At 58.1% G+C, this 11544-nt stretch carries 12 protein-coding genes and 1 pseudogene; 10 read left to right on the top strand and 3 right to left on the bottom strand.

Features of this window, described 5'->3' with window-relative positions:
• Positions 1–50 precede the first annotated feature (50 nt).
• Entirely contained in the window at positions 51–245 is a 195-nt protein-coding gene (locus tag DWZ52_RS09555) for a hypothetical protein (protein WP_117640482.1), read from the bottom strand.
• A 318-nt stretch (positions 246–563) separates the two neighbouring features.
• Here DWZ52_RS09555 and DWZ52_RS09985 point away from each other — a divergent pair, with 318 nt between their 5' ends.
• From DWZ52_RS09985 to DWZ52_RS09535, 4 genes are all read left to right on the top strand, one after another.
• Positions 564–863 carry a DUF2958 domain-containing protein gene (locus DWZ52_RS09985; RefSeq protein ID WP_158549349.1) on the top strand — a complete coding sequence of 100 codons (300 nt, stop codon included), beginning with the start codon at positions 564–566 and terminating at the stop codon, positions 861–863.
• A gap of 4 nt (positions 864–867) precedes the next feature.
• The gene (locus DWZ52_RS09545; RefSeq protein WP_117640484.1) at positions 868–1464 is read left to right on the top strand and encodes a hypothetical protein; all 597 of its coding nucleotides are present in this window, start codon (positions 868–870) and stop codon (positions 1462–1464) included.
• A 527-nt stretch (positions 1465–1991) separates the two neighbouring features.
• Complete coding sequence (locus DWZ52_RS09540; RefSeq protein ID WP_199411551.1) at positions 1992–2645, top strand: DUF1648 domain-containing protein; 654 nt, start codon at positions 1992–1994, stop codon at positions 2643–2645.
• Positions 2646–3145: 500 nt separating this feature from the next.
• A complete protein-coding gene (locus DWZ52_RS09535) occupies positions 3146–3382 on the top strand; it encodes a hypothetical protein (protein WP_117640486.1) in 237 nt (78 codons plus the stop codon).
• Positions 3383–3483: 101 nt separating this feature from the next.
• On the opposite strand, the gene DWZ52_RS09530 is transcribed toward DWZ52_RS09535, so the two are convergent.
• Entirely contained in the window at positions 3484–3798 is a 315-nt protein-coding gene (locus DWZ52_RS09530) for a hypothetical protein (RefSeq protein WP_147352162.1), read from the bottom strand.
• Between the two features lie 117 nt (positions 3799–3915).
• On the opposite strand from DWZ52_RS09530, the gene DWZ52_RS10205 reads away from it, so the two are divergent.
• The 5 genes and pseudogenes from DWZ52_RS10205 (at position 3916) to DWZ52_RS09515 (ending at position 7174) form a co-directional block, all read left to right on the top strand.
• Positions 3916–4203, top strand: a complete 288-nt coding sequence (locus tag DWZ52_RS10205) for a transposase (RefSeq protein WP_233524942.1) — start codon at positions 3916–3918, stop codon at positions 4201–4203.
• A pseudogene (locus DWZ52_RS10355) lies at positions 4188–4415 on the top strand (IS3 family transposase); the annotation flags it as partial. The gene DWZ52_RS10205 and the pseudogene DWZ52_RS10355, both read left to right, overlap by 16 nt.
• Before the next feature lie 109 nt (positions 4416–4524).
• Positions 4525–5058: an IS3 family transposase gene (locus DWZ52_RS10195; RefSeq protein WP_233547308.1), complete on the top strand. Its 534-nt coding sequence runs from the start codon at positions 4525–4527 to the stop codon at positions 5056–5058.
• 747 nt (positions 5059–5805) lie between these two features.
• Complete coding sequence (locus tag DWZ52_RS09520) at positions 5806–6174, top strand: TIR domain-containing protein (protein WP_117640488.1); 369 nt, start codon at positions 5806–5808, stop codon at positions 6172–6174.
• Positions 6095–7174, top strand: coding sequence for a caspase family protein (locus DWZ52_RS09515; RefSeq protein WP_233547307.1), 1080 nt, complete (start codon positions 6095–6097; stop codon positions 7172–7174). The genes DWZ52_RS09520 and DWZ52_RS09515 overlap by 80 nt, the downstream gene beginning before the upstream one ends.
• Before the next feature lie 131 nt (positions 7175–7305).
• Here the strand turns inward: DWZ52_RS09515 and DWZ52_RS09510 are convergent, their stop codons facing one another.
• Positions 7306–8091, bottom strand: a complete 786-nt coding sequence (locus tag DWZ52_RS09510; protein WP_233524944.1) for an ORF6N domain-containing protein — start codon at positions 8089–8091, stop codon at positions 7306–7308.
• Positions 8092–9497: 1406 nt separating this feature from the next.
• Between DWZ52_RS09510 and DWZ52_RS09500 the strand changes: the two genes are divergently transcribed.
• On the top strand, positions 9498–10892 hold the full coding sequence (locus DWZ52_RS09500; protein WP_117640492.1) for an RNA-binding domain-containing protein: 1395 nt from the start codon (positions 9498–9500) through the stop codon (positions 10890–10892).
• The last annotated feature ends 652 nt before the right edge of the window (positions 10893–11544 follow it).

Genomic DNA, 11544 nt, shown 5'->3' with positions numbered 1-11544 from the left:
TTATTTAAGCCGTCCAAGTTTTGGGGTGCAGTTCAGTGCCGGGGCGTTTCTTATTGACGTGATTTAGCGCTGGCCGTTTCGGTCCGAATGCGCCGCTCGGTTTCTTCGAGGTCCCTGACGATCCTCCCCAGCGCCATGCAGTAATGCGCGAAGACCGGGTCCTCCTTACCGAATCGGTCCTCGCAGCAGAAAAGCATCGACTCATGAAGGCAAGTGAGCTCGTAAATGATGTCTTCGAGTTCCATGCGACTCCTTTCAAAAAGTAAATAGGGCCTTAAATGGTATCGATGTTGGACGCGGGCTGCCGGCGTCCGTCGTGAATCGGCCACGGCTCCGCGGCCGGGTGGCACCTCCGCTACGCCGCGTCAAGGGGGCCCATGAGACCCCGCACAAACCTCCGCTCCGCTCCGGTTGGTGGAGGTCGTCATGGACCTCCCTTGACCCGTCTTCACTCCGGTGCGGCTTTGCAGGGAGCAAAGCCGACGACGACGCGCGGCGTCGCCATTCGGCTTTGCCCGCAGGGGCGAGATGTTGAGGGCCACGTGCCCGGAACGGAGGAAGACATGCAGCAGCTGATGACCGTGGAAATCGCCAAGACGGTGCCGGGGCTCTATGGGCAGGACGGGGCGGAGGACCCCACGGTCTACGCCCACTACTTCTCGTGCGTGAACGGATGGGACTGGTGGCTGCTCGAGTTCGACGGCACGGACGAGGCGTTCGGCCTCGTCGAGGGCTACGACGACGAGCTCGGCTACTTCAGCATCAAGGAGATGGCCGAGCTGAACCGCCAGATGGGGTTCGCTGCCGTCGAGCGCGACGAGCACTTCTCCCCGAAGCCGCTCAGCGCCGTCAGGAGGAGGTAGCCGCATGGTCACGGTCGAGTTCGACTCCATGGGCGAGGCGGTCCGCCTCGCCCTCGTGGCCGGGGAGTACGTGGGCGGCGGCCTGGCCGTCCTGCTCCTCGACGCCACGGACCCGCGCTCCGAGGGCTACATGGCCGGGTGGGGCGTGCTCACGGCGAACGTGCCGTCGGCGGCCGAGTGGTGCCGCGGGCACGGCAACATCGCCATCGACGCCGCGGTCCCCGCGGCGCTCATCGAGGCGCTCGAGGCCGCCGGCTTGCTTCGCATGGCCGTCCGCTCGGCGGCGTCCGGGATGGCCCGCTACCCGCTGGCCACGGTCGCCGGGCACGCCCTCGACGGCATGGGCGGCCTGAGCGAGACCCTCGAGGAGGCTCTCGGCTCGACGGTCGTCGTCGAGTACGAGTCGGGCGGCGACGGCGGCGCGTTCGAGGTGGGGACCGCACCGGCGGGTTCGGCCGCGCTCGAGCGACTCATCGCCACCGCGAGGTCCGAGGCCGACGCGTTGGCGGGCGCCGGCGGATGGGCTGCCGTCCGGGTTGGGTTCGGGGATGCCGAGACCATCGACTGCGAGACGGGCCGGACGGTTTACGTCGCGGGGTGAAATGGGAGGAGGGCGCGGGCGCGGTCCGGACGGGCCGCGCTTTTCCTTTCCCGGGGATGCGGAGCTCCCACCGTCCAAGTGCCTTGGACGGTGGGAGCTGGATACGACGATATACTGCGCGTGCAACGGGGACACGCGCCTCCTTTTCGGTTGACTCCACCAGTTCGTACAGAGACTTCTCGATTTCCCGCTTTGATTTGGAGGTCTGTAATTCCATATTTCTGGAATACGGCACGAGGCTGAGCTTCGAAATCGCGTCTTGCGTCGGTAGATTGTTCCGCGTCCGCGACCAGTTTTTCAAGGGTGCTAAGCTGGGACTGTATTGAGAGTTCGTTTAGGTGGTTCACATTGTCCATAGCGGTGACCACCAATGTTGAATAGCTGTCTTGAAAGACTGTGTCACGCTAGTGTCGGTATCGATTTGATACTACGAACAAATTAGAACTAAATAGATATAGTTTCCATACTAATCAAAACAAATTTGCATTCAAGTTTTTATTTAAACTTGATTTAAGGCGGAGTGGAATGTGAGCGCGCAAGGAGATGCGGAATCGATGAGAGCCTCAAAGAAAACTACTGCAGTGTTATCATCCTTCATCCTCTCTATTCTTCCATTTCTGATTCTATGGGCGGCTTGGTCAGCCCTCCCTGATACAATTCCCGCTCATTGGAGTGGGGGCGTGGTTGATCGATGGGGTAATAAGCTTGAATTGCTGGTTGTTCCGCTGTTTTCTCTGATTGGTTCTATTGCAATTTCTGTGTACCTTATTGTTTCCACGCGACGAAGAGAGTTCGCGGATTTCTCTGCTCGAATGCGACGGGACTTTGTTGCGTGCTATATTTCTAGTCTTCTTTTATCGACAACCTGCTCAGTGATAATTGCCGTTTGGGTTCAGTTGATTCTTACGCAAAGCACTGCGGTTGATGGGGGACTTGGACTATCGATCCTGTATTCCCTTCCCGGGCTATATGTGACCTTGTGCGCTTTGCCGCCTTTTTATGCGAGCGGCGAGAGCAAAAAGGCAGAGCGCCTGATAACAGTTCTTATTGGCGGCGCGGAGATTGTTCTTTGTGGAATAGTGCTTGAAGGTTCGGCTTCCTCTTATGCGATGATTGGACTGATGATTCTGTTCTGTGCGTTTGAGATTGTGTCACAGGTAAGGGATAGCCGGTCCTTATGAGTTGAATTACGCGCGTGCGGATATAAAGGTTGGCATGTTAAGCTGGACGTTTTCTCGTTCTGGGACATTTGCAGTAGGATGAGTGGGACTAGGCGCGCTGCGGTGTGATGGTGACGGTTGAGACTTGTATCGCTGCAAATCCGCTGATGCACATTTTGCTATTGGGCTTGAAGGTGGGACCGACAGGCCTTTGTTTGGGATGTTCTGGTCGTCCAACGCGTGTTGCACGGCTTTATATTGTTACGCTCGTTCGGCGCTCCGTTGGAGCATTTCCGGGTTTGTCGGCATCATGACTTGGCCAAGTGACACGCTTGCCGGGACGGTTGTAACGCTGCGCCGGTTCCGTGTGCTCCTTCGTTGTTGGCCTGTCCAGCCGGGGGCGGATTCGGCCTCATGTTGTGGCGCACGGCCTTCAGGGGCTTCCCCTGGCGAGTTATGTTCGTCCGTATGGGTAAGGGTCGGGTTGAGCTGACAATCCCGTGTCGGAAGGGGCTTGCACCATGCGCGCGATGACAGAGATTGAGTGGCTGGACGGCCGTGTGACGAAGGTGCCGGAGCTCGCCCTGGGCGATGCGCTCGGCGAGAGCGCCCAGGCGGAGCTCGATTTCGGGTTCGACGACGTGTTGGAGGGCCTTTGGGTCGAGGTACGCCATCATGAGGAGCAGGATAAGGGCGCACTACGGGCGCCCGGGATTTTGCGGCGCAACTCGGCGTGCCGAGTTCGTTTCCGCTGGTAGCGTGGCCGATTAAACCGGAAGGCGGTCACGGCCCGCCGCCATACGGCGCGCGAGGCGCGTATGACGGCGGGCCGTTTTCGCAGGCAGGGCCGTACGACGCGTCAGAACCCGTCGGGCGCGGCGGACACCTTGCGCTTCCTGCCGCCGGACGGCGACCCCTTGGGCTTTTTCGGCTTCCCCGGGATGCGCCATACCGGTGCCGGGGAGGTGTTCCGGACCTCCCCCTCGAGCGCCCGCGCGAGCAGCGCGCCCTCGGCCTCCGGCGACGTCAGGCCCAGCAGCGGCCCCAGGAACGTCTCGGTGATGTCGCGGCTGGCGAGCGCCATCGGTCCCTCCGCGTCGATCACGAGCGCACCGTTCACGCGCGCGCTCCAGGCCATGAGTTCCGACGGGGTGATCAGCGGGCGGCGCGCCACGGAGAACGACTTGCCGGACGAGGAGCTCTGCGTCCCCTTGGTGGAGCTCTGACCGGTGGATTGGCTACGCTGGTGTGGACAGTTCCGGGAGGGGCGCAGGAGACGGGAGGGCCGTATATGAGGGACCCCAGGCACCCGAGGCATTTCACCGACGAGTTCAAGAGGCAGATAGTCGACCTCTACAACGCCGGCAAGCCCAAGCGCGAGGCCATGGACGAGTACGACCTCGGCAAGAGCACCGTGGAGAGGTGGATCAAGTCGATAAACGCGACCGGCTCGCCGCGCGCCGCGGACAACCGCACGCCCGAGCAGAACCGGATCCTGGAGCTCGAGCGCGAGAACCGCAGGCTCCGGATGGAGGTCGACGTCTTAAAACAAGCGGCGCCGATATGCGCTCGAAAGTGAGGGCCATAGCGGCCAACGAGGGCCGCTACCCCATATCAGCGCAGCGCGGGCTCCTCGGCGTCGCGAGGTCGACGTACCGCTCCATGCGCTCGCGGCCCGACCGGCCCGCCGCGCCGGACCCCGCCGCGCCGGCCGTGGTCGCGGCCCACGCCGCCAGCAAGGGCCGGTACGGCTCGCGCAAGATAGAGGCGTCGCTCGAGAGGTCGGGCGTCGCCGTCAGCCGGCGCCGGGTCTGCCGCATCATGAGGGAGAACGGCCCGGCCAGCGCGTACGGCGGGAAGAGGTTCAAGGTGCACCCCCGGGGCGGTCAACGAGGCCGACGTGCCGAACGTCGTCGCGCGCGGCTTCGGCGGCAGGGCGCCGCGCACCCATATATGCAGCGACCTGGCCTACGTGCGCGTCGGGGCCTCGTGGAACTACGTCTGCCTGCTCGTCGACCTCTACAACGGGGAGATCGTCGGCCACTCCGCCGGGCCCGGGAAGGACGCCCGGCCGGTCAAGCTGGCGTTCGCGACGCCCTCCTTCCCCATCTCGGACATCGAGGTCTTCCACACGGACCGCGGCAGCGAGTTCGACGACGCCGGGATCGACCCGATGCTCGAGGCCTTCGGCATAGAGAGGTCGCTGTCGGCCAAGGGCTGCCCCTACGACAACGCCGTCGACGAGTCGACCAACAGGATACTGAAGGCCGAGCTCGTCCACCGCGAGACGTTCGGCACGACGCGCGAGCTCCGGGCCAAGCTCCCGGACTACGTGCACCGGTACGGCAACTTCAGGATCCACTCGACGCTGGGCTACATGTCGCCGGTCGAGTTCAGAAAGGCGGGGCTGTCCCTCCCGGAATCGTCCAAATAGGTGTTGCCAATCCAGGCTAACACCTTCCGGCCTCCCGGCCCGTAGAATCTCCGCCTGCGGGCAAAGCGGAAGGCGCTTGCCCCGCGGCGCCTTGCGCTTTGCTCCCTGAAGCGCCGCGCCGAGACGAAGGGGGTCAGGGGTTGTTCGCGGCAACCTCCACCAATCGGAGCGGAGCGCAGATTTGTGCGAGGTTCCGTGAGCGCTCTTGACGCCGCGCAGCTGAGGCGCAACACGTGGGAATGGGGCGGATGGGAAGTTAAGGAAAGTTAGAGGCGACTTGAAGAGATACGTATCCGCAGCTCGAAGCCCCGCCCATCAAAAAAAGAGGGGCAATTCCCCTCTTTTGGAAAGTTACGGAAAGTCAGGCTGCCCCTTAGGCCCAGTATGGGACGTAGCGCATGTGACGCGGCGCCGTGTTGGGGCCGACGGGCTTGACTAAGCTTGCGGCAACGGTGGCTCGAATCAAGACGCCACCCGAAGGCCACCGCCGTATCTCGGGCATGGGCTGCCACGAAGTTGGGACTTAGGACGGCGTGGCTGGTTTACTACGACGTTGCTACGACATTTACTGCGACATGGGATGTCGTAGTATTTTCCACTCTCCACTTTTATCGGAGCCCGCTGGAGGTGGGGTCCTTGCGACGTGCAGATGAGCGCGGTAATGCGGTGGGTCGCTCCGGTGGAGAATCGCAACCGGTCAGGTTTATACTTATAAGGAGCTGTTTTTATATGCGAAAGGTAAGATTTATGGAAAAGAAGACGGTATTCGTTGCGTTTGCAATCGAGGACGAACGTCAACGCGATTTTCTGAAGGGTCAGTCGCTCAACACGAAGTCGCCCTTCGAGTACATCGATATGTCGGTCAAGGAGCCGTACGCAACCGCCTGGAAGGAGAAGGTCCGCACTCGCATTAAGCGCTCCGACGGTGTGATTGCGCTCGTAAGCAAGAACTCGTTGGGCTCAAGTGGGGAAAAGTGGGAAATCGGCTGCGCGCGCGAGGAGGGGAAGAAGGTGCTGGGAATCTGGGCGTATAGCGATGACCGAACTGATCTTCCCGGTGTATGCACAGTTTCATGGACCTGGAGCCATATCGAAGATTTCATCGACAGCCTGTAGGAGCTGGGCGATGGACAGGATGGCCCTAGTAGTTGGAGTTAACTACTATTCTGACAAGCGCATACCAAATCTTTCGGGTTGTGTGAACGATGCCAAGGAGGTCGCGCGCCTCCTCAAGCGCAACGGGGATTCCTCTCGGAGCAGAAACTTTGACTGCAAGGAGCTGTATGCAACCGGCCCAGACCATGCCGTGAATCGCGCTGCAATCAAAGATGAGGCGCGCAGGTTGTTTCAGTCAAAAGCCGAAATAGCGCTCTTCTACTTTTCTGGACACGGGTATATCGAGTCAACCGGCGGGTTTATCAATGGGTCTGATTCCACTCGGGGAGACGAGGGGCTCTCTCTGAGGGAACTCGTTGATCTGGCGAACGGCTCGAGCGCGCGCCACAGAATCGTTATCCTTGACAGCTGCTATTCGGGGGCGGCAGGGTCGGTCCCGGGCATGGAGAACCATGCCGCAATCTCGGAGGGCGTCACCATACTCACCGCCTCGCGAAGCGATCAGCCCTCGCTTGAGCGTAAGGGGCATGGCGTTTTTACAAGTCTCCTCATAAACGCTCTAGAGGGTGCTGCGGCGAACCTGACGGGCAGCATCACGCCGGGTAGCGTCTATGCGCACATCGATCAATCGCTTGGCATGTGGGACCAAAGACCCGTTTTCAAAACGAACACGGACAGCTTCGTGTCGCTGCGCGAGGTCGATCCCGCAATCTCACTCGATGATTTGCGGAAGCTGAAAAAGCTCTTCCCAACAGAGGACTATGAATACAGGCTGGATCCGTCGTATGAGCCAAGGGACGAGGGAAGAACAGACGCTATGCCTCCAGCAGAGCCCGGGAACAACCGGGTGTTCTCTCTGCTCCAGAAATACAACCGGCATGGTCTTCTGGTTCCAGTTGGCGCCGACCATATGTGGAACGCGGCGATGGAGAGCAAGTCCTGCCGGTTGACGCTCCTCGGCAAGCATTATCGAAGGCTTGCGGACCAGGGCCTGCTTTGACATGTTGACTAACGAGGCTTTCAGCGATCATGCTCAAACTTTAGGACTTGTGGCAAGAGGTCGGATAACGCTCAAGCCGTTTGATGCTCATCGAGGAGCTTTAGCTTCTCGATGAGCATCTTCGTCAGCTCCTAGTCTTGGATGAGGTCTATGCCGAAGCACTTCTTTCCTGCGTCCTTGAGGGATGCGCCGATGTGATACGCGGTCGCACTGTCGAGGATAAGAAAGCGGTCGTGGAACGTTCTGGTGCGGCGGACGGTAAGCTGCGGGTACCGTGCGTTGAACACGTCGACGTCGCCTTGCGTGAGCCGGTTGCCGGACGTGTAGACGGTCACCGCGACGCCCTTGCGCTTCTTTGCGAGGATGTTCAGGGTGTGGACATCTACGTAGCCATCCACGAGGGAGATTTCGCGCTCGGCGCGGCCTACGAGATCTGTCAGCAGGCTGAAGGCGTCGAACATCCGCCCGGCGAAGAAGATCCGCTGGGGTTTCTCGACCTCGCCTTCGAGCAAGCGGAACACCTGGTTGAAACGCTCGTCGGTCGATTGCTGAAACACCGCCTGACTCAACTCGACACCGCGCAGCCGCTCAAACAGGGTGGCATTTTCGGCGAGGAGGTGGTGCATGGCGACAAACGCCATCATGATACTGATACTGGTCTGCACCGCCACTTCGCTGCGTAGCACGCCGGACAGCATGGCTATGCCCTGCTCGGTATAGGCATAGGGGAGGTAACGCCGCCCGCCGCGGCCCTCCATGGTCTTTGAGGTTCCAATTTGGCACCTCAAAGACTCGTCCTCCTCCTTGGTCAGTTGAAAACGGAAGTCCTCGGGGGATCTGTCGGCGTTGCGTGCGGCGGCGCGGTTGAGATTCTTTGTCTCTACCTCGTACAACCGAGTGAGTTCGGTGTCGAGCATGATTTGCTGCCCACGGACGGTATGGATTAGGGGCTCTATGTTTGCGGAATCGGCCAGGGCTACGCGGTTTCGCGCGGTTGTGCGAGATTTATCGAGATTGACTAAAAGCCGCAGGTCATAGGTTTAAATCCTGCCCCCGCGACCAAGAACTTGCAGCTCGGAAACTTAACGGCTTCCGAGCTTTTTGTTCCTTTTCGACTATGGGCGATAGGTTCAGGGCGTCGTGATCGTTGGGGTGCACGATCGCTCCTAGCGAACTTGTGGCTACTATTTAGCCGTAAAATACGACTAAATAACAAAATTTAGGCAATTTTAGTCCAATCTAACGACTAAAAATAAAGATGACGGATCGTTTGAAGGGCTAAATACTGTGGGAGGCCCAACTTTAGTCCAATCGTTGCCTTGACGGTCTGCCATCCGGGGATGTTCGGGGTGTGGACGTCTGCGTAGCCGTCCACGAGGGCGACCTCGCGCTCGGCTCGGCCCATGAGGTCCGCCAGCAGGCTGAAGGCGTCAAACATCCGCCCGGCGGAGAAGATCCACTGGGGTTTCTCTGCCTCGCCTTCGAGCGGGCGGAATGTCCGGTCGAAGGCGCTCGTCGGTCGAATAGAGTGGTCGCTCTATGTCGCACTTTTGTCGCAGTAATGTCGCACCTTGGCCGCGGTGGCATCGATGACCCAAGGGGCTGCCCCTTTGTCACTTCCCCGCGGGTAACTAATGTCGGTGTGCACAGACATGGCGTGAACTAGGGAACTCTACTGTGGAACTGGGGGCTTTGCTGGGGAGCTGCCGTTGGCCAAATCTCATCCCGGACATGACGGTCCCGTTTCCGGACATTCGCGGATAATGTCCGGAAACGGGCTAAAAATGTCCGGAAAGAGGCTGAAATGTCCGGAATGGCGGGGTGTCCCGTGCTCGGGTTGCCGTGGCGTGGTCTTTGGTGTGGCGCTGGGACGATGTCGTCGATCCGGCCGCGTTTGTGTTTGGACTCCGGCCTCAACTTCTCAAACAAAATCTCAATCTGTAACACGTAGACGCGAATTGGGTGGCTAATCGTTACGGATCGAGACAAACCAGCGTGTCAGTTACCGTTTATCTAAAATCCGCAACACGAGGGACGGTTTTGCTGGGCAAGCGTTGCAGAATAAGATGCTCTGCAGTGGCGGCCTCCGTTTAGCCGAAGGGGTGTCCCACATGTTAAATCCGCCGCGTGCCGGTAAAGCAAGAACTAGGGGGGGGTTAACTGGGGGCTGGGGACCTTTTGCTGGGGAGCTGCTATTGGCCAAGTCCCATCTCGGACATGACGATCCTTTTCCGGACATTCGCGGACAATGTCCGGAAAAGGGCTAAAAATGTCCGTATACCGCTTAAAATGTCCTAAAAGAGCGAGACTGAAAGGCAGATAAATGACCTCGGATGACATTAAGGGAATCCTTGCTCAAGGAGAAGGCATCTCCATTGAGTTTAAGCGATGCGGAAACCTGCCGGAAATCGATACGTTTGAAACGATCTGCTCTTTTGCAAATCGACAAGGAGGCAATATCCTGCTTGGGATTGTTGATGCTGAAAAATCCGGTACAGGAAAGCCTGAGATTATTGGAGTCAATCCTTCTCATGTTGTCGAAATAGAACGAAATATAGCGAATCGGTTGAATGACCCCAACTTCTTTAATGCTCCGCCCTCTATTGAGCTCGAGAGAGTTGAATATGGGGACAAGTTGGTTTTACGTATTTGGGTGGTCGTCGGCGCTATCGTTCACAAATTGAAGGGCGTGGCGTATGACAGGATCGCCGATACGGATCGGAAGGTGACAACCGACACTCAGCTTGCGGCAATGTATATCCGTAAGCAAGATTACTATACCGAGCGAAGGGTCTATCCCTATCTCGAACTAAGCGACCTGCGCCTTGATCTGCTGGAGCGGGTTAGGAAAATGGCCGCGGCGAAGCGTGCGAACCATCCATGGTCAGAGATGAACGATGAAGATTTGCTCCGGAGCGCAAATCTGTATCTTAAAGACTATGAGACGGGTATTGAGGGCTACACGTTTGCGGCTGCGCTTTTGCTTGGCAAAGATAACGTGATTTCAAGCATTGCTCCGTCTTACAAAACTGATGCATACGTCCAGCGTGATGACATCGATCGCTATGATGACCGCATTGTCGTGAAGACTAATCTAATCGAGGCTTACGATATTCTCCTAGAGTTCGCCCAGAAACACTTGCCCGATAAGTTTTTTCTTGAGGGGACGCAGTCAATTAGCCTGAGAGACGTCATTTCGCGTGAGCTAATTGCCAACACGCTTATTCACCGCGAGTATGCCAATCCTTATCCGGCGAAAATGGTTATTGACGCCGAAGGTATTCATACGGAGAACGCAAGCCGGCCGCGATTTGTCGGTGAACTATCGCCGAGCCATTTTAACCCTCTGCCTAAAAATCCAATTATTGCGGAGTTCTTTAGCAATATAGGCAGAGCGGAATCGCTGGGAAGCGGTACGAGAAATATGTTCAAGTATTCGTGGGCGTATGGCGGCGGACAGCCCGAGCTCGTTGAAGGCGACGTATTCGACGCACGCGTCCCCGTAGCGTCGAACTTGGAGACGGTTCAGAAACTCGATGTTGATTGGGTTATTGAGCGCATGCTGGAGTCTTACGGATATGTAACGGTGACAGCGGTGGCGAATATTGCAAACGTTACTGAGAGGACGGTGCGAAGGCATATTTCCGATTTGGTCGACGCCGGGAAGCTCCTGGGGGCAGGAGAGACGCGTGCAAGAAAGTACATCAGGGTAAAATAGGAGCCGGACATGACGGTCCCGTTTCCGGACATTCGCGGACAATGTCCGGAAAAGGGCTAAAAATGTCCGGAAAAGGGATGGAATGTCCGGAATTGCGGGGTTGGCCCACGCCCGGGCTGCCGTGGCACGGCTCTCGGTATGACGGCGGGGCGATGCCGTCGGCCTGTCCGCTTTTCCGCTCGGGTCCTGCTCTCAGCCTTTCAAACAAAATCTTAATCTCTAACAGATGGACCCGATCTGGGCGGCTAGATGTTACAGATTGAGACAGACCAGCGTGCCGGTTTCCGTTTATCTAAATCTGTAACACGAGGGATGGATTTTGCCGGGTAACTGTTACAGATTTAGTTCTTTCGGCAACTCGGTTTGGTTTGTCTAAATCTGTAACACTTGGGGTCGTTTTTGGCCGATAGATGTTACGGATTGAGATGTTATGTTGGACGGTTCCTGTTGTCCAAATCTGTAACAGGTGGGGGCCAAAAGTGGGTCTAGATGTTACAGATTGAGATTTACTGGCAGGCGGGTTTGGTTTGTCTCGATTTGTAACAGGCAGGGGCCAACAGTGGGTCTAGATGTTACAGATCTAGATTGTTGAGGATGGGTTGAGAGGAATGTTGAGTAATCGCCCTCTTTGACACCGGCGATATTGAGCCCG

Origin of the sequence: Collinsella sp. AF33-16 (assembly GCF_003475325.1) — a bacterium.
Classification (GTDB): domain Bacteria; phylum Actinomycetota; class Coriobacteriia; order Coriobacteriales; family Coriobacteriaceae; genus Collinsella.
The sequence above is the reverse complement of the archived record's forward strand: the minus strand, read 5'-3'. Positions and strand labels throughout refer to the sequence as shown.